An 18,788-nucleotide genomic window follows, 5' to 3' on the forward strand; every position below is an offset into this window, starting at 1 on the left:
TCGGTTCTTTTTCCCCGAACGGGGGCTTCCGGTGCGGCTTGTCGGCGTAGGGTCAGACCGATAGGCGGGGCACGGCGGCGAGCAGCTCCACCGAATACGGATGCTGCGGCTCGGCAAACACGCGCGCCGCCGGGCCGAGCTCCACGATGCGTCCCGCACGCATGACCGCGATCTGATCGCTGACGTGCGCCACGACACCGAGGTCGTGCGAGATGAAGATGAGGCTGAGCCCGCGCTCCCGCTGCACGTCGTCGAGCAGATCGAGCACCTGAGCCTGCACGGTCACGTCGAGCGAGGAGACGGGTTCGTCGCAGATCAGAAGTTGGGGCTTCCCGGCCAGGGCGCGGGCGATGCCGACCCGCTGCCGCTGCCCGCCGGAGAGCTCGAGCGGGCGTCGGGGCAGCACCGTGGCGGCGAGGCCGACCTCGTCGAGCAGGCTGGTCAGTCGCGCCGTCGTCTGCGGCGCGCGGCGCTGTCGGCCAAGGCCCAGGGCATCACTGAGGATCTCGGCGACGCTCCAGCGCGGATCGAACGAGCCGAGGGCATCCTGGTAGATCGCCCCAACGCCGGCGCGCAGCCCGCGCCGCGTCTTCTCGGTGGCCGTCGTCCACGGCTGGCCGAACACCCGAACCTCGCCGCGATCCGGCGCCATGAGCGCGAGCAGAAGTCGCGCCGTTGTGGTCTTGCCCGAGCCGGATTCGCCCACGATTCCGAGGGTGCTGCCGCGGCGTAGAGCGAAGGAGACGTCATCGACCGCGAGCTGCCGGGTACCGTCGGGGCGTCGAAAACTCTTGGACAGGCCGATGGCTTCGAGCACGATGGTGCCGTCGGGGGTTTTCTCAGTGCTGGAGTCAATCCTTGTGCTGGGAAGGCTCGGCGTGTTGGGCGTGTCGGCCTCGCTCAGCCGGGTGCCGCGAGGTTTGTCTGCCGGGATTGCCGCAACCATGCGCCGGGTCTGCTCCTGCTCGGGCGACCCCAATACCTGCGTCGTGCGGCCGGTCTCCACGAGCTCACCGTCATGCATGACGGCCACTCGGTGCGCGATGCGGCTGACCACCGCAAGGTCGTGACTAATCAGCAGAACGGCGGTGCCGCCACCGGTGATCTGCTCGAGCAGCGCCAGAATCTGGGCCTGCACGGTCACGTCGAGGGCCGTCGTCGGCTCGTCGGCGATGAGCAGCGGCGGATTCAGAGCGATCGCCGCAGCGATCAGGGCGCGTTGTCGTTCGCCGCCGGAGAGCTGCCCGGAGAGCTTCTGTACCTGCAACTCGGGGTGCGGCAACCCGACGGCGTCGAGCAGTTCGAGCACCCGCCGTGCCCGAGCGGCGGCTCCGAGACTGGTGTGCAGGCGCAGGGAGTCGGCGATTTCCCGGCCGATCGGTCGCAGCGGATCAAGCGAGACCAGGGCGTCCTGCAACACCAGTCCCACGTCGCGGCCGCGACGGGCCTGCCAGGCGTGCTCGGTCAGGCCGAGCACGCTGTGGCCGCCGAGGTCGAGCCAGTCGGCGCTGACCCGAGCGTTTGCTCCGGCCAGACCCAGCAGGCTGCGAGCGGTCACGCTCTTACCCGAGCCGGATTCGCCGACGATGGCGAGGCATTCGCCCGGAACGATATCGAAGGATACGCCGCGAACAACCGGCGCGGCGGCGCCGAATCCGACCAGGAGATTGCGTACAGACAACGCCGCAGCGGGCTCGTTCATGCGTGCCCAGGCACTGATACGTGTCGCAGCCGGCGGTCGATGCTGCGGCCGAGAACAGTGGCGGTCACTGCGGTGAGCACGATGAACAGGCCGGGAAAGAAGCTCATCCACCAGGCCGATGTGATGTAGGTGCGCCCGGCCGAGAGCATGGCGCCCCATTCAGCGGTCGGCGGTTCGGCGCCGAGGCCGAGGTAGCTGAGCGTTGCAGCCCAGACAATGGCCTGGCCAATGCCGAGGGTCGCGAGCACGAACAGGGGAGCGAGGGTGTTCGGCAGAATGTGGCGCAGCAAAATCTGCCAGCGGGTGCGGCCGAGCACGGTCGCGGCCTCGACGAAGGCCGCAGAGCGCACCGAGATGAGCTGGGCCCGAATGATGCGGGCATACCCGGGCGCGGTCGAGAGCCCGACGGCGATCGTGGCGGTCGCCACGCCGGGGCCGAAGATCAGGATGAACAGCAGGGCCAGGAGCAGTCCGGGAAAGGCGAACAGTACCTCGAGAAACCGGTTCACGGTGAAGTCGACGACGCGTCCGAGCATTCCGGCCAGGGTGCCGAGCACGATGCCGAGCCCCAATCCGATCGCGGTGGCGGCGGCGCCGATCACGAGGGAGTACTGGGTGCCGTGCACGACCCGGGTGTAGATGTCTCGGCCTGACTCGTCGGTGCCGAAGCCGTGCGCGCCGGAGGGGGGCGCAAAGGCCGAGAGTGGGTCGATTGCGAGCGGGTCGCCGGGGGCGAGAAGCTGCGGCATCACGGCGGATGTCAGCAGGAACAGCGCGAGCACGCCGGCTGCCGTCTCCGCGACGCCGAAGCGTCGTGGGCGGCCAGAAATTCCCGACCGGTCGGGCTGGCCGGCCTGCGCGGCGAGTTCAGCCTGTACCTCCAGGTCGCTCACGAGAGGCGCAATCGGGGATCGACCAGGCGACTGACGGCGTCCGTCAGCAGCGTCATGAGAATGTAGGCGACCGCGACGATCATCACCACGCCGATCACCACCGGAACGTCACGCAGTGTGACCGCGTTCAGCAGGGTGCGGCCGAGGCCGGGGCGAGCGAAGATGGTCTCGACCACGACCGCGCCGCTGATCAACGAGCCGAAGGCCCAGCCGGAGAGGCTGATCGCTGGCAACGACGCATGGCGCAGCGCGTGGATCCAGCGCACGCCTCGCTCGTTCTCACCGCGGGCGCGGGCCGAGAGCACGAACGGGCTCTCCAGGGCGCGGAGCAGTGATTCGCGCATGATCTGGCCGAGAAACCCGGCGAGGGGGATGGCCAGGGTAAGCACCGGCAGCACCAGGCCGAGGGTGCCGCCGGTGCTGATCGGCGGCAGGACGCCGAGCCAGATGCTGAACACGACGATGAGCGAGGTTGCCAGCCAGAAATGCGGCAGCGCTGCCGCGACGATTTCCAGGGCCGACCCCACCCGGGAGGCGATCCTGCCGCTTCGGGTGGACCAGGTGGCCAGGGCAAGGGCGAGCAGCCAGGCCAGGGCCAGGGCGACTACGGCGAGCAATAATGTGCCGCCGAGTTGGCTTAGTAGGAGCGGTCCGACGTCCAGGTTAAGGGCGTACGACCGGCCCAGGTCGCCGGTTGCGAGGCGGCCGAGTTGCGAGAAATACTGCCTGATTACGGGCTGGTCGAAGCCGTACTGGGCGTTGACCGCGGCGAGGGCTTCGGGGGAGGCCTGCGATCCGGGGCCGCCGAGCACGGCCTGGGCCGGGTCGCCCGGAATGAGGCGCACCGCAAAGAAGGTGACGGATGCCACCATCCACAGCACAAAGACCGCTCCGGCCAGGCGGGTGAGCACGCGCCGGAGCAGTTGCAGCACGGGCACCCGAAACACGGCCCGGCGTCGACCGGGGGCGCTGCCAGGGGCCGGACGAACCGGCTCCGCCTGCGGCGCTAGCGGTTCAGCCACGCGTCGTAAAGCGTGGGCACGGCCACTGTCGGCAGGGTGCGCAGTCCCACCACGTCGCTGCGCAGCAGGAAGTGGTTCTGCTGGTCGTAGAGCGGCAAAATGTAGAACCCCTCCAGAATGCGGTTCTGGGCGTCGGCGTATAGGCTGGCGCGCTCGGCGGCATCCGCGGTGCGTGCGGCCGTCGTCAGCAGCTCATCGATGGCGGGGTCGTTCACTTGGGCAAGGTTGGCGAAGTACCCGCTCGGCGCCGGCACAATGCTGTCGGAGTGGTACAGAATGCGCAGCACATCGGGGCCGACCTTGGTGTACGGCGCGCTCACCGCGTTGTAGTCGTTGCTGGCGAGGGCGGCGTACCAACTGGAGAGATCCATCGGGGCCAGCTTCACCTCAAAACCGGTCTCCTTCGCAGTGGCTTGAATCTGTTCGAACACGCTCTGCTCGGCTGGGATGGACTGGTTGGTGCTCACCGGGAATTCCACCGAGAGGCGCACGCCGTCTTTGACGCGGTAGCCGTCGGCATCCGTTTCGCTCCAACCGGCCGCGTCGAGCAGCGTGGCGGCGGCGGTTGGGTCGTAGTCGAACAAGGCGGGGTTTGAGACGGCGGTGCTCTCTACACTCGACAGGGCCGAATACGACCGAGTGGCGGTGCCCTGGAACAGGCTCGACACGGCGTCGTCGACGTTGGCCGAGTGGATGAACGCCTCACGAACACGCACATCGTCGAAGGGGGCCTGACCCGAGTTCAGTTCGATACGGTTGGATGAGCCGGGGCGCGGAGAGTCGAGATGCTCGATCGAATCGCTCTGCTCGGCCTGCACAATGGTGTCGGGCTGGGCGTTGTCGATCACGTCGACCTCGCCGGACTGCAGGGCGGCATAGCGGGAGGCCGAGTCGGGGATGAACCGCCAGATGACCTCGTCGAGGTAGGCGGGGCCGGCGTGGTCGGCATCCGCTGGCGGGGAGACGTAGTCGTCATTGCGCACGAGCGTGATCGCGTTCTGCTTCACCCAGCTCTCCACGAGGAACGGGCCGGTTCCCACCGGCGCGGCGCAGTTCTCGTCCTGGCTGCGCTTGAGCGCGGTCGGCGATTCCATGGCGAGCCAGGTCTGCGAGAGCGACTCCAGCAGGGCGCTGTCCGGTTCACTCAAGGTGAAGCGCACAACGGTTGGGGAGACCGCCTCGGTGCCGGTGACCTTACCGAGCGCGAGATACCCGGTCGACGACAACGTCGTCGGGTCTTGAAGGTGGGCGATGTTGGCCTGCACGGCGCTCGCGTCGAACACGGTGCCGTCGGTGAAGGTCACGTCAGAGCGCAGGGTGAAATCCCAGGTCAGGCCGTCGTCGCTTGGCGTCCAAGACTCGGCCAGCCAGGGGATGATCTGGCCGGCGCTGTCGCGGGAGACGAGCGATTCCAGGTATTGGGCGCTGACCAGCGCCTGGGGAAAGTTGCCGCCGACGTGCGGGTCGAGGCAGGTCGGTTCGGCGTCGCCCGACGCATAGGTGAGCGTGCCGCCGGTCTTGGGTTCCCCGACCGGTTTGTTTGACGTGGCTGGGGTGCAGCCGGCCACGAGCAGGCCCAGGGCTACGATCCCGGTGGTGGCGGCGAGCAGACGACGGGTGCGGGAGGGGTGCCGAAGGGGCATGAAGAATCTCTTTTCCCGGCGGGTGCGCGCCGAGTTTGCGTTCACAGGTATGCCTTGCGGGCACCCTTCAACGTTAGGCTACCTCGGGCTAACGGGGGACAACTATTACGCGCATCCGTTTTATGCCGACATATCAGGCGTGACCATTCATCCGGTACGATTAATACGAATGACAGTGACCCGGCCATCACCGGGAAGTCTTCGGAAGAACAGAGGTCAGTCCCCGGGCAGGCATCTCAGTAGAACCGAACGCGTCGGGCCCGTTACAGCCTGTGAACAAGCGGTCATCCGGCAGTTGCGGGTGGCAAGCGAGGTGGTACCGCGGCGATCTCTTCAGGATCGTTCGTCCTCGTGGAACAGGGCCCCAGTGACCCGTCCCGGTAGGAGAAGCATTTTGTACCCCAAGAGTCGCAACGCCCAGAACGACAGTGGCGAGCACGCGCCCGGCGCAGCCATCGTTCCGTCGCCCAACTTCCCAGCCCTCGAATCCGAGGTGCTGGAATTCTGGAAGAACGACGACACCTTCCAGGCGTCGATCGACGCACGCGCCGGCGCCGAAGAGTGGACCTTCTACGACGGCCCGCCGTTCGCCAACGGACTGCCGCACTACGGTCACCTGCTCACCGGGTACGCCAAAGACCTGTTCCCCCGGTTTCAGACCATGCGCGGCAAGCAGGTGCACCGTCGGTTCGGTTGGGACACCCACGGTCTGCCGGCCGAGCTGGAGGCTGAGCGCAAGCTCGGCATCACCGACAAGAGCCAGATCGAAGAGATGGGCCTCGCCGCGTTCAACGCCGTCGCCCGGGAGTCGGTGCTCGAGTACACCAAGGACTGGGAAGAGTACGTTACACGCCAGGCCCGCTGGGTGGATTTCGAGAACGATTACAAGACCCTCGATATCACATTCATGGAATCGGTGATCTGGGCCTTCAAGCAGCTGCACACCAAGGGCCTCGCCTACGAGGGCTACCGGGTGCTGCCGTACTGCTGGCGCGACCAGACCCCGCTGTCTAACCACGAACTGCGCATGGACGACGACGTCTACAAGATGCGCCAGGACCAGACCGTCACGGTTACCTTTCCGCTGATCGGCACCAGGGCCGAGACGCTCGGCCTCACCGCCGTGCGCGCCCTGGCCTGGACCACCACCCCGTGGACCCTGCCGAGCAACATGGCGCTGGCCGTGGGCCCAGACATCGTCTACGCCGTCGTGCCGGCCGGCCCGAACGGCACGCCGGACGCCGAGGTGCTGCGCGAAGGTGCCGACTCCACTGCAACGGTGCTTGGCGCCGAATACCTGATCGCCACCGACCTGGTCGGCAACTATGCCAAGGACCTGGGCTATGAGAGCGCTGCCGAGGCATCCGCTGCCGTATCGCGCACGGTGCTGGGACGCGACCTCGAGGGCGTCAGCTACGACCGCCTGTTCGACTACTACGCCGATGAGTCGGTCTGGGGCACCCAGAACGCCTGGCGCATTGTCGTAGCCGACTACGTCACCACGATCGACGGAACCGGCATCGTGCACCAGGCTCCCGCCTACGGCGAGGAGGACCAGAAGGTCTGTGAGGCCGCTGGTATCCCGGTTATTCTCTCGCTCGACGATGGTGGAAAGTTTCTCAGCGACATTCCCGAAGTGGCCGGCCAGCTCTGGAGCGACGCCAACAAGCCGCTCACCGCGCTGCTCAAGGCCAACGGTCGGCTCATCCGCCAGGCCAGCTACGAGCACTCCTACCCGCACTGCTGGCGCTGCCGTAACCCGCTCATCTACAAGGCCGTCTCGAGCTGGTTCGTGCGCGTCACCGACTTTCGCCCGCGCATGGTCGAGCTCAACCAAGAGGTGAACTGGGTTCCGGAGAACGTCAAGGACGGCCAGTTCGGCAAGTGGATCGGCAACGCCCGCGACTGGTCGATCAGCCGCAACCGCTACTGGGGGTCGCCGATCCCGGTCTGGAAGAGCGACAATCCCGATTACCCCCGAACGGATGTCTACGGCTCGCTCGACGAGTTGGCGGCCGATTTCGGGGTGCGCCCGACCGACCTGCACCGCCCGTACATCGACGAACTGACCCGCCCGAACCCGGACGACCCCACCGGTCAGTCCACCATGCGCCGCATCACCGACGTGCTCGACGTCTGGTTCGACTCCGGCTCGATGCCGTTCGCGCAGGTGCACTACCCGTTCGAGAACCGGGAATGGTTCGAAGCGCACAACCCGGCTGACTTCATCGTGGAGTACATCGGGCAGACCCGCGGCTGGTTCTACCTGCTGCACGTGCTCTCCACCGCCCTGTTCGATCGGCCGGCCTTCAAGAACGTGGTCAGCCACGGCATCGTGCTCGGCAACGACGGCCAGAAGATGTCGAAGTCGCTGCGCAATTACCCCGACGTCAACGAGGTCTTCGACCGTGACGGCGCCGACGCCATGCGCTGGTTCCTGATGAGCTCGCCGGTGCTGCGCGGCGGCAACCTCGTCGTCACGGAGGAGGGCATTCGCGAGGGCTCCCGCCAGGTCATGCTGCCGCTGTGGAGCACGTACTACTTCTTCACGTTGTATGCGAACGCCTCGGGTGCTGACGGTGCCCAGGGTTATGAGGCCACCTGGCGCACCGACTCGACCGACGTGCTCGATCGCTACCTGCTGGCCAAGACCCGCGACCTGATCGTCGGCGTCACGAGCGACCTCGATGCACTCGACAGCACGGTCGCCGCAGCGCGCCTCCGGGACTTCGCCGATCTGCTCACCAACTGGTACGTGCGCCGGTCGCGCGACCGATTCTGGGGCGGAGCCGCCGCGGGGGCCACCGCCCACGAAGCCTTCGACACCCTGTACACCGTGCTCGAAACCGTCTGTCGGGTGACCGCTCCGCTGCTGCCGCTCGTTACAGAGCGCGTCTGGCAGGGACTCACCGGCGGCCGCAGCGTGCACCTCGAAGACTGGCCGGACGCCGCCCTGTTCCCCGCCGACGACGAACTCGTCACGGCGATGGACCAGGTGCGTCTGATCAGCAGCACCGTTTTGTCACTGCGCAAGCAGGCCGGCCTGCGGGTGCGCCTGCCGCTGACCAACCTCACCGTCGTCACCGGCAATACCGCGGGCCTCGCGGAGTTCGTCGGCATCCTCCGCGACGAACTCAACGTGAAAACGGTCACTCTGATCGAGCTCGAAGATGACAGCGCCGCCGCCTACGGTGTCACGAGCAAGCTCGTCGTGAACGCCCGGGCTGCTGGGCCCCGCCTCGGCAAGCAGGTGCAGCAGGTCATCAAGGCCGCCCGCGCCGGCGACTGGAGCGAGACCGACGGCGTTGTCACGGCCGGCGGCATCGCCCTCGAGCCGAGCGAATACGAGTTGACCCTCGAGGCCAACAACAACGCCGAGGACGGCGGAGCTGCCCTGGCGCTGCTGCCCGGCGGCGGATTTACGCTGCTCGCCACGAGCACAACGCGCGAACTCGAGGCCGAGGGGTTCGCCCGCGACCTGATTCGGGCCGTGCAGGACACCCGCAAGTCGGCCGGTTTTCAGGTGAGCGACCGCATCCGTCTCGATCTGGTGTTTCAGAGCGAAGCGGATGCCGACTCCCTCGACCTCGCCCCGGGCGTCGATGTCGCTGCAGAAACCCTCGCCACGAGTTTCACCACCCACCGTCCGTCAACCGGTGAATTCTCTGCCGAGTTGCCGTCGGAGTGGCTGGAAGCTCGGGTCGGCGCGCCGGTCGAACACTATGTACGTTTTGAAGCCGACCACTATGTCAATCTGGGCGCCGTCATCGTGGCCGTCGCACGCGTGAACGGAGCAATCCTTGTCTGAGCCCGATAACCCCACCGACGGCACACCCGCCGACGACAGCACTGACTGGAAGAACATCACCGGTCGCGGCGACGACGACGAGCCGATGAACCAGCCGGCACCCCTTGACGCCTTCCGTGAAGCGGGGGACGCCGTCTTCGCCGAGTTACTGCAGCGGGTGGGGGAGGCCCAGCCGCAGCCGCGTCTCGCGCCCACCCGTCGCGCCCTGGACTTTCTCGGCGATCCGCAGAGTTCGTACCCGATCATCCACGTGGCCGGAACCAACGGCAAGACCAGCACGAGCCGTCTGGTCGAGAGCATTGTGCGCGCCTACGGCCTGCGCACCGGCCTGCTGACCAGTCCGCACCTGGTACGACTCAACGAGCGCATTGTTATCGACGGCGAACCGATCAGCGACCAGATTCTGGCCGCCAACTGGGCCGACATCAAGCCATATCTGCAGCTCGTCGACCAGGAGCTCGAAGCCGCCGGCGAGGTGCCGCTGACCTTCTTCGAAGCCCTCACCGTTCTCGCCTTCGCCTGCTTCGCTGACGCGCCGGTGGACGTGGCCGTGATCGAGGTCGGTATGGGCGGCGAATGGGATTCCACCAACGTCGCCGACGGCCAGGTCGCCGTGTTCACCCCGATCGCGCTCGATCACACCCTGCGCCTCGGCAACACCGTCGCCGAGATCGCCCGCACCAAGAGCGGCATCATCAAGCCGGCGGCATCCGTTGTCTCCGCGGCGCAAAGCGCCGACGTGCGGGCCGAGCTGGATCGCGCGGCAGAACTGAGCGAATCGACGCTGGTTCACGAGAACGAGGGTTTCGAACTGCTCTCGAGCACCGTCGCCGTCGGCGGCCAGGTCATCTCGGTGCGCGGACTGGCCGGTACCTACACTGACCTGTTCCTGCCGCTCTACGGCACCCACCAGGCGCAAAACGCTGCGGTGGCCATTGCCGCCGTTGAATCGTTCCTGGGCGCTGGCAGCCAAGCCCTGGTCGGTGACCTGCTCGCCGAGGGCCTCGCCACGGCGACCTCGCCTGGCCGCCTGCAGCTCGTCGGCATCGAACCGACGGTGCTCGTGGACGCCGCGCACAACCCGCACGGAGCTACGGCCCTCGCCGCTGCGCTCGAGGCATACTTCGACTTCGACGAGATCGCGGTGGTCGTCGGAATTCTCGCCGACAAGGACGCCAAAGGCATCATCGCCGCCTTGGCGCCGCAGGTCGATCGTTTCTATGTCACCGAACCGCACTCGGAGCGTGCCGTTCGCATGGACGACCTCGCCGACAACATCGCCGAGTGGACCAGCGACGAGGTCGCCTTCCGGTTCGACGATCTGGCGGCAGCGCTTGACAGCGCCCGCGAGTGGGCCGCCGAGGCCCCGAAGCGGGCCGTACTGGTCACCGGCTCGATCGTGCTCGTCGGCGAAGCGATCACCCTCGCCGCCGCCGGTGAGTGGATGGAAAAGTGAGCCTCGCCGCCGATGCCGCCGACGAGTCCGGCGCTGACAGCTCAGGCGCAGGCAACTCCGGCGCTGACGACTCCGGCGCAGGCAACTCCGGCACTGACACCCCTGGCGCCGGCACGTCTGGCACAGGCCGGTTTCGCCGGGCGTCGGGTCCGCGCTCGGTGAAACGGTCGCTCGCCACCATTTTGCTCGGCTTCGAGACGATCGTCGTGTTCCTGGGCGCCGTCGTGACCCTCGGCCTCGTGTCGGTCGCGACCCGGCCCGGCCCGGTCTCGCCGCTTGCCGTCATCATCGGCGGCGTGCTGCTCGTCCTGGCCATGGTCGGCCTGATCGGACTGCTGCGCTTTCGCTGGTCCTACCCGGTCGGCTGGGCGCTGCAGGCGATCATTATCGCCACCGGGTTCGTCACCCCGGCCATGTTCTTCGTCGGCGCCCTGTTTGCCGCCATGTGGACCTACTGCATGATCACCGGCTCCCGAATAGACAACACGCATACCGATCAACCCAAGGAGATTTGAATGAACACCCCGATCGAAGAGACCCTCGTCCTGGTCAAGCCCGACGGCGTTGCCCGTAACCTGACCGGTGAGATTTTGCGCCGCATCGAGGCCAAGGGCTACTCCCTGGTCGACCTGAAGCTCGTCGAACCCGACCGCACGCTCCTCGCCGCTCACTACGCTGAGCACGAGGGCAAGCCCTTCTACGAACCCCTCGTCGAATTCATGGAAAGCGGCCCCATCGTCGCCTTCCGCGTCGCCGGCAATCGCGTCATCGAGGGTTTCCGAGCTCTGGCCGGCACCACCGACCCCACCACTGCGGCTCCCGGCACCATCCGCGGAGACCTCGGTCGTGACTGGGGTTCCAAGGTTCAGCAGAACCTCGTGCACGGCTCCGATTCGCCCGAATCCGCCGCGCGCGAGCTCGCCCTCTGGTTCGACTAGCCAGCGCTGCTTAATGGCCCCGTCTCGTTGTCGAGGCGGGGCCTTTCTGGTTTGCGGCTAGAGGCGGTTCAGCACGTCCATGTTGACCTGCGCCACGATGAAGAACACGATGTAGCAGACGATCGTGATGACGAAGACCCAGGAATAGGCGGCTCGCGCGAACCGGCGAACGGATGCCCCGCCCGGCAGGTTGCCCACCGTGAAGTTGTAGAGGGTCACGGCCAGAAATGCCGGAATGGTCACCGCCCAGGTCACCATGCACCACGGGCACAGCACGTCGAGCACGAAAATGCTCTGGCCAATCAGCCAGATCACGAATGTGATCGCGCCGAGCATGCCGATGTTGAGTCCCACCCAGAACCAGCGCGCGAATCGGGCCCCGGCCAGAATGGCCATGCCAATCGTGATGACCACACTCCAGGCGGCGAGTCCGATCAGCGGGTTCGGAAAGCCGAAGATGGCGCCCTGCGGGGAGGCGAGATTGGTCGCGCAGCCGATGAGAACGCTGAAGCTGCAGCTCAGTTGAGCGTTCTCGTCTTCCAGCAGGTGGAGCTTGTCGAGCGTGAGGGCGAATGCCGCTGCAAACGCGATGACCCCGGCGATGATCAGGAAAATAGCCAGGCCGGTTGGACGCTGAGAACGCTCTGTCGTTGGCACTCTTGTGATTATGCCACTCGTGCGGCGTGGCTTTGTCCGATTACATGCGATAATCAGTGGTAGTCGTTGAGCCGCGCTCAAGCAGACGCCACAGAGCTTAATGAGCACAGAGCTTAATGAGTACAGTGCTTAACGAGTACAGAGCTTGCCTGGGCAACAGTCGCCCAGAATTAGGGTCCCACGACCCGAAGTATTTGCAGCCAGAGCACAGTCCCCGAGCACCAACGCGGGGCAAAGCCGGTTGCCGCAGTAAAAAATTCGCGGGGTTTTCACGAAGGTGACAACCTCGCACGAGAGAGTAACCGGTGGGTGGCGCGGTCATCCACAGCGGTCAAGGAGCGCACCAGTGATGGTGGAAGACAACGAAAACAAGAAACGCAAGAGCCTGTTCGGCACTCGCAAATCAACCCGGAAGGCGCCGGTCACCCGGTCGACCGCCGCCCCAGCGGCCGAGGCACCCACAGTGCCGGTTGCCGCTGAGCCTGAGCCCGCCAAGATCACCATCGCGGAGTACAACAACGTCACCGGAGCGCAGCAGATGACCGACGTCACGCCCGATCTCGCCGCCGACGACAATGTTGCAGCTCCCGTGCGCCCGTCCTTCTCCCTGCTGTTCCAGGCGCCGGAGATCCTGCCGATGCCGGTTCGCACCGGCATCCGCTCGTCGCAGCAGGACGATGACGACGACGAAGAAGAGACCACGACGGTTCGTCGTCGTGCCCGTCGTCGCACCGGCGACGAGAACCGCTCAGGCACCGATGACCCCGCCAACACGGTCGTCAAGGTACGCGCCCCGCGCGAACCCGAACTCATCACCGAACCCCAGCGCATCAAGGGGTCCACAAGGCTCGAAGCAAAGAAGCAGCGCCGCCGCGACGGCCGCGATGCCGGGCGCCGTCGCCCGGTCATCACGGAGGCTGAGTTTCTCGCCCGCCGCGAGTCCGTCGACCGTCTCATGGTCGTGCGGGCCAAGCACAACAAGATTCAGATCGGCGTGCTCGAAGACGGCGTGCTGGTCGAGCACTATGTGGCCAAGAACCAGGACGCCTCGCTTATCGGCAACGTCTACCTCGGCCGGGTGCAGAACGTGCTCCCGAGCATGGAAGCCGCCTTCGTCGACATCGGACGAGGCCGCAACGCCGTGCTCTACTCCGGTGAGGTCGACTGGGACGCCGCCGCCGAGAACTCCGGCAGCAGCAACCAGGCTCGCCGTATCGAGCTCGCGCTCAAGCCCGGCGACAAGGTGCTCGTGCAGGTGACCAAGGACCCGATCGGGCACAAGGGAGCCCGCCTCACCAGTCAAGTGTCCCTGCCCGGCCGCTACCTGGTCTACGTGCCGAACGGTTCGATGAACGGCATCAGCCGCAAGCTGCCGGACACCGAGCGTGCCCGTCTGAAGAAGATCCTCAAGGAGGTTCTGCCCGACAACGTGGGCGTCATCGTGCGCACCGCCGCCGAGGGTGCCACCGACGAGCAGCTCACCGTCGACGTCAACCGACTGCGTGAGCAGTGGGCACACATCACTGAGCAGGTCGAATCGGCTCAAGCGCCCGCCGAGCTGCACAGCGAGCCCGACCTGCTGGTCAAAATCGTGCGCGACGTCTTCAACGAAGATTTCCAGCGGATGGTCGTGGCTGGCCCCGACGTGCGCGCCACGATCGAGACCTATCTCAGCCAGGTCGCTCCCGACCTGCTCGAGCGCGTGGAAACCTACGAGGGCGAGGTCGACGCGTTTGACGAGTTCCGCATCTCGGAGCAGATCGAGAAGGCCCTCGACCGTAAGGTTTGGCTGCCGTCCGGTGGATCCCTCGTGATCGACCGTACAGAGGCCATGACCGTCGTCGACGTCAACACCGGCAAGTTCGTCGGCAGCGGCGGCAACCTCGAAGAGACCGTCACCAAGAACAACCTCGAAGCGGCCGAAGAAATTGTGCGCCAGCTGCGCCTGCGCGACATCGGCGGCATCATCGTGGTCGACTTCATCGACATGGTGCTCGAGACCAACCGCGACCTCGTGTCGCGTCGCCTGATCGAGTGCCTGAGCCGCGACCGCACCAAGCACCAGGTGGCCGAGGTCACCTCGCTCGGACTGGTGCAGATGACCCGCAAGAAGCTAGGCCTCGGCCTGCTGGAATCGTTCAGCGAAAACTGTGAGGCCTGCGCCGGCCGCGGCATCATCGTGCACCACGACCCGGTCATCAAGCACCGTCAGACCGCGCAGCCGCCGCAGGAACGCCGCCCGCGTGCCAAGGGCGCCACTGTCACCAGCAACGGTGGCGGAAGTAACGCCTCCAACAATGGCGGCTCCGGCAGTAACCGGGAGAACGCCCACAACTCCGGTCAACGTGACGGGGGATCCGAAGCGCCCAAGAGCGGCCAGGGTACTCACGGCATCACCGAGGACGCCAAGCAGGCCCTCGCGCTGATCGCCGCCCGCACCATCACCCGCACCGGCTCGATTGCGATCATTCCGGCCGAAGGTCGGGCAGCGGATGCTGACGCAGCGACGGCCGCGCGGGTCGCCTCCGACCCGGCAAACAGGGCGCAGGCCACCAGCGCGCAGGCCAACACCGAGTCGGCCAGCGCTGAGCAGAACAGCGCTGAGCAGAACAGCGCCCAGCAGGCCGGCACTGAACACACCAGCACCGAGCAGTCCACGACCGAGCAGTCCACGACCGAGCAGTCCACGACCGAGCAAGCCACGACCGAACCGGCAGGCACCGATCAGGCCGAACCGGCGACCGCCGAGCGTTCACGAGGCCGCCAATCGCGGTCTCGTGGCCAGAATGGTCGCCCGCAGAAGTCGCGGTCCGAGCAGGCCCGCGCCCGTCAGGCCGGCACGGAACAGGCCGGCACGGAACAGGCCGGCACGGAGCAGGCCGGCACGGAGCAGGCCGGCACGGAGCAGGCCAACGCGGAGCAGGCCAACGCGCAGCCGACCGACACGCCGACGGCCGAGCCGGCGGCATCCGCTACCCCGGTTGTTGAGCAGGTCCTCACCCCGGCAGCAACGGACGCCGCACCACGCACCCGCGGTGGCCGCAGTACCCTCGCGGCCGGAGCACCGGCCGTGCAGGCGCCCGCGAACGACACGTCGGAGTCCGTCGATATCCTGGACATTCCGGTGAAGAAGTCCACGCGTACCGCTCGGCGCCCCAGCAAGCAGGTCACCGACCAGCTGCTGGATTCCGTGCTCGACTCGCTGCCGGAACCGAAACTGCCCGGCCAGGGACGCGCGCGCAGCCGCCGCGTCACGACCGCAGGCGGTTCCACCGGCCAGGCCATTTTGACCGCGACCGGCACGGCCACCTCCGCATCGGCACCCAGCCAGCCGCCACACGGCGACTAGGCCCCGGGTAGAAGTCAGACGGTAACGCAATCGGCGGGCAGCTCCCTCTCCTGCGGCGATGGCCACTCGGCCTCACCGCGGGGGTGTTGGTGGTGCTCGCCGTTTTCGTCGTGCGGGCACTCTCGCCCGCCTTCGTCGACGAGCAGCTGAGCGATTTCCAACTGCCCGACCGGGTGCAAGATACCCTGACCCTGGCGATCAGCGTCATCATCGAGTCGGTGCCGTTCGTTCTTCTGGGCATTCTGCTCTCAGCGGTCGTGCAGGTCTGGCTGCCGCACGGCGTGCTGGCTCGACACCTGCCGCGCAACCCGATCCTGCGGCGTGCGTCGATTTCGCTGCTCGGCATGTTCTTTCCGGTCTGCGAGTGCGGCAACGTGCCGCTCGCGCGCGGATTCATGGTGGGCGGGTTCACCGTCTCCGAATCGATCACGTTTCTGCTCGCCGCCCCTATTTTAAATCCGATCACCATCATCACCACGCACCAAGCCTTCGGCTGGGACGGCCACATTCTGGTGGCGCGGTTGGTCGGCGGATTCCTCATCGCCAACGTGGTGGGCTGGCTGTTCAGCAAGCACCCCGACCCGCAAAGCCTGCTGACGACCAGGTTCGCGGCGGCCTGCGCCGTCGGCTCCACGAGCGGGCACGATCATGCGCACGCTCGCGAGAGCCGGTTCAGCCAGACCACCGAGATTTTCATACGCGAAACGTCGGTCATCATGCCGGCCCTGTTCATCGGTTCCGCCGTAGCCGCGCTCACCCAGGTGTTCGTGCCGCGGTCGGTGCTGCTCGCCCTCGGCAGCAACCCGGTCTGGTCGGTGCTCGCCATGATGGCCCTGGCCTTCATCGTGGCGGTTTGCTCCAACGTCGACGCCTTCTTCGTGCTGTCGTTCGGCAGTACCTTTCTGCCCGGTGGAATCGTGGCATTCCTGGTGTTTGGCGCCCTGATCGACGTCAAAATGCTCGCCCTCATGCGCACGACCTTTACCAGCCGCACCCTCCTGCAGATCACCGTCGTGGTGGGCCTGATGAGTGCGGCGCTCGGATTGCTGGTGAACTATGTTGCCTGACCAACGGATGCCGCCCGCCGCAGCCCTGCGCTACTGGGCAGAGCGCTGGCAGGGCGTCGTGCTCAGTCTCGTGGTCGTCGTGGCGACCCTCTGGCTGGGTCTGAGCGGCCAGCTCGGCCTCTACATTCACCCCCGCTACTTCGTCTTCACGATCGCCATGGCCGTGATCGGGCTCGTGCTTGTGGCTGCTGGGTTCGCCCGGCGACGCACCTTCGAGGTCGAGCACACGGGGCGGTTCGAAACGACCCTGACCGGGGTGGGAGTCGTGCTGCTCCTGGTCATGGGGGTCGCCATGGTTGTTGTTCCGCCGACCACGCTGAGCAGCGCGACCGCGACCCAGCGCGAGGTGAACTCCGGCGGGCTGGGCACCGAAAATGACGCCGAGCAGGCCGCTGCGCTCATCGGCACCGGCGACTTCGAACAGCTCAGTGTGCGGGAGTGGGTGTCACTGCTCGCGCAGTCGTCCGATCCTGCCTTCTACGCCGACAAGACCGCGCAGGTGATCGGATTCGTGACGCCGGACGCGAAGGACCCCGAGAACGTGTTCTACGTCGCCCGGTTCGTCGTGACCTGCTGCGCCGTCGACGCCCAGCCGATTGGCGTTCCGGTCTACCTGCCAAACTGGCAGGCCGAGTACGAGGTCGACGACTGGGTGCAGGTCACCGGCCGGTTCGACCAGAGCGTGAGCGCCGCGGCGAGCGACCCGCTCGCGATCACCCCGGTCGAAATCCTTGTCGTTGACCAGCCGAATGATCCCTATGTCTACTAACCTCGGGGTCGATCTGCTGACCGGGCAACCTCGCCCGCCACGATCGATGCGCCCGTTCCGCCGCTCCCTCTGGATACTGGTCGGTGGCCTCGTCGCCTCCTGCGCCGCGCTCGTCGCCGTCAACCTGCTGAGCGGCCCCCGCCTCACCGCCGTCGACGTCGACACGACCGCAGTGGTTTCCGCTGCCAACGCACGCCTGGTGCTCGCGACGAACCGACAACTCGTGGAGGTCACCCCCGAGCAGATCAGCATCGAGCCGGCCGCGACATTCCAGGTGACGACGAGCGCAAACTCTTTCGTCATCTCCTTTCCCCAACCGCTCGCCTACAACACCGACTATTCGGTTTCCGTGCGCGGCGTCACCGGTACGGCCGTCGATCGAAACTCGATCATCACCGCAGAATTCAGCACGAGCGAGCCCTCGCTGTACTACCTCAGCCGCGCGGCACCGTCCACGGATGCCGGTGCCCGGGCCGCCGACCGCATCCTGCGCACCACGACCGGCTCAGCCGACACCGCCGTGGCCTTTACAACCCCGAACATCCAGCAGTTCGTTCCGATCGGCAGCGAACTCGCGGTGGCCACCGTCACGTCCGTCCAGGGCAGCTCCGAGCTCACCAACGCGCTCTATCGCGTCGACGCCGACGGTACAGCCGAAGCCCTCAACCTGCCCGGCGTCGGCCTCGTGCATGACCTGCAGGCAGCACCCGGCCAGTCCCTGCTCGGCTTTCGTTTCACCAGCGCAGCGGATGCCGCCGGCCCCCACTATGAGAACGTGCTGTTCGTGCTCGACCTGCGCACCAACGCCGCCACGGCTGTCCAAGACCTTGCAGGGAACCCCCTGAGTGTCACGATCTGGGGTTTCATGGCGGGCCGCGCCGACATCGTCGCGCGGCAATACGACTCGACCCTGCTGCTGATCAATCCGCTGGACCAGTCCGGCGGCAACCCGCTCGAAAACGAACCAGAGTTTGACCCACCGGTTCCGCTCGGGCAATTCGCGAACCTCACCGCGTTCGCCCCCGACGGGGTGCGCATCGCCGTCTCGGACCGCGACGGCCAGTACGTGCTCGACCTGTCCCAGGGCACAGAGTCGCCCATCGTGCCGCAAAGCGTGGCCGGCACCACCCAGTACACGGCGGAACTGCGCTTTCTCGCGGGGGGAGACGGTTACGTGCAGCGCGTCGCCGAGTTCAACGCCGCCACCGGTTCGGTCAGGCAGTATCTCTCGCTGGTGCAGGGCGGTGAGGCGCGCACCGTCTATGCACCGGTATCCGCTGACGAAACCATCGTTGGTTTCGAGCTCTCGCCGAACGACCAGTTCCTGGCGGTGCAGATCGTGCCGAACCGTGACACCGAGCTCTTTGACGGATACCCGGTCAATGCTCAAGCGACGGAGGCGACGACCCTGTTCGTGAACGTGGCCACCGGCGACGTGCGCCGTAGCGTGCTCGGCTTCGACGCCACCTGGCAGTAGCCGAGGG

The 18,788-nt window shown here is 66.6% G+C and carries 13 protein-coding genes; 8 read left to right on the forward strand and 5 right to left on the reverse strand.

Going from position 1 to position 18,788, the window contains the following annotated elements:
• Positions 1-52: 52 nt before the first annotated feature.
• Genes CJ028_RS18090 through CJ028_RS18105 form a run of 4 tightly spaced genes read right to left on the reverse strand, consistent with a single transcriptional unit; the run spans position 53 to position 5,260 of the window.
• Positions 53-1,702 (reverse strand): dipeptide ABC transporter ATP-binding protein, encoded by a 1,650-nt coding sequence (locus CJ028_RS18090; protein ID WP_105036589.1) that lies wholly within the window; start codon positions 1,700-1,702, stop codon positions 53-55.
• Entirely contained in the window at positions 1,699-2,595 is an 897-nt protein-coding gene (locus CJ028_RS18095) for an ABC transporter permease (protein WP_439099058.1), read from the reverse strand. The genes CJ028_RS18090 and CJ028_RS18095 overlap by 4 nt, the downstream gene beginning before the upstream one ends.
• On the reverse strand, positions 2,592-3,617 hold the full coding sequence (locus CJ028_RS18100) for an ABC transporter permease (RefSeq protein WP_439099059.1): 1,026 nt from the start codon (positions 3,615-3,617) through the stop codon (positions 2,592-2,594). Before CJ028_RS18100 ends, CJ028_RS18095 begins: the two co-directional genes overlap by 4 nt.
• Entirely contained in the window at positions 3,602-5,260 is a 1,659-nt protein-coding gene (locus tag CJ028_RS18105; RefSeq protein ID WP_105036933.1) for an ABC transporter substrate-binding protein, read from the reverse strand. The genes CJ028_RS18100 and CJ028_RS18105 overlap by 16 nt, the downstream gene beginning before the upstream one ends.
• Before the next feature lie 391 nt (positions 5,261-5,651).
• Here CJ028_RS18105 and ileS point away from each other — a divergent pair, with 391 nt between their 5' ends.
• From ileS to ndk, 4 genes are all read left to right on the forward strand, one after another.
• Complete coding sequence (ileS, locus tag CJ028_RS18110) at positions 5,652-9,068, forward strand: isoleucine--tRNA ligase (protein WP_439099063.1); 3,417 nt, start codon at positions 5,652-5,654, stop codon at positions 9,066-9,068.
• Positions 9,069-9,153: 85 nt separating this feature from the next.
• Positions 9,154-10,524: a bifunctional folylpolyglutamate synthase/dihydrofolate synthase gene (locus tag CJ028_RS18115; RefSeq protein WP_105036935.1), complete on the forward strand. Its 1,371-nt coding sequence runs from the start codon at positions 9,154-9,156 to the stop codon at positions 10,522-10,524.
• Positions 10,521-11,039: a DUF4233 domain-containing protein gene (locus CJ028_RS18120; protein ID WP_105036591.1), complete on the forward strand. Its 519-nt coding sequence runs from the start codon at positions 10,521-10,523 to the stop codon at positions 11,037-11,039. The genes CJ028_RS18115 and CJ028_RS18120 overlap by 4 nt, the downstream gene beginning before the upstream one ends.
• Complete coding sequence (gene ndk / locus CJ028_RS18125) at positions 11,040-11,462, forward strand: nucleoside-diphosphate kinase (protein ID WP_105036592.1); 423 nt, start codon at positions 11,040-11,042, stop codon at positions 11,460-11,462. It begins immediately after the preceding gene.
• Positions 11,463-11,519: 57 nt separating this feature from the next.
• Here ndk and CJ028_RS18130 read toward each other — a convergent pair whose 3' ends face one another.
• Positions 11,520-12,119, reverse strand: a complete 600-nt coding sequence (locus CJ028_RS18130) for a vitamin K epoxide reductase family protein (protein ID WP_105036593.1) — start codon at positions 12,117-12,119, stop codon at positions 11,520-11,522.
• Between the two features lie 349 nt (positions 12,120-12,468).
• Between CJ028_RS18130 and CJ028_RS18135 the strand changes: the two genes are divergently transcribed.
• From CJ028_RS18135 to CJ028_RS18150, 4 genes are all read left to right on the forward strand, one after another.
• A complete protein-coding gene (locus CJ028_RS18135; protein WP_240607462.1) occupies positions 12,469-15,468 on the forward strand; it encodes an Rne/Rng family ribonuclease in 3,000 nt (999 codons plus the stop codon).
• Positions 15,469-15,560: 92 nt separating this feature from the next.
• Positions 15,561-16,535 (forward strand): permease, encoded by a 975-nt coding sequence (locus CJ028_RS18140; RefSeq protein WP_240607409.1) that lies wholly within the window; start codon positions 15,561-15,563, stop codon positions 16,533-16,535.
• Complete coding sequence (locus CJ028_RS18145; protein WP_240607411.1) at positions 16,525-17,304, forward strand: TIGR03943 family putative permease subunit; 780 nt, start codon at positions 16,525-16,527, stop codon at positions 17,302-17,304. Before CJ028_RS18140 ends, CJ028_RS18145 begins: the two co-directional genes overlap by 11 nt.
• Positions 17,294-18,781, forward strand: a complete 1,488-nt coding sequence (locus tag CJ028_RS18150) for a hypothetical protein (RefSeq protein WP_105036596.1) — start codon at positions 17,294-17,296, stop codon at positions 18,779-18,781. Before CJ028_RS18145 ends, CJ028_RS18150 begins: the two co-directional genes overlap by 11 nt.
• Positions 18,782-18,788: the final 7 nt, after the last annotated feature.

Origin of the sequence: Cryobacterium aureum, from assembly GCF_002954245.1 — a bacterium.
In the GTDB taxonomy this organism is placed as follows: domain Bacteria; phylum Actinomycetota; class Actinomycetes; order Actinomycetales; family Microbacteriaceae; genus Cryobacterium; species Cryobacterium aureum.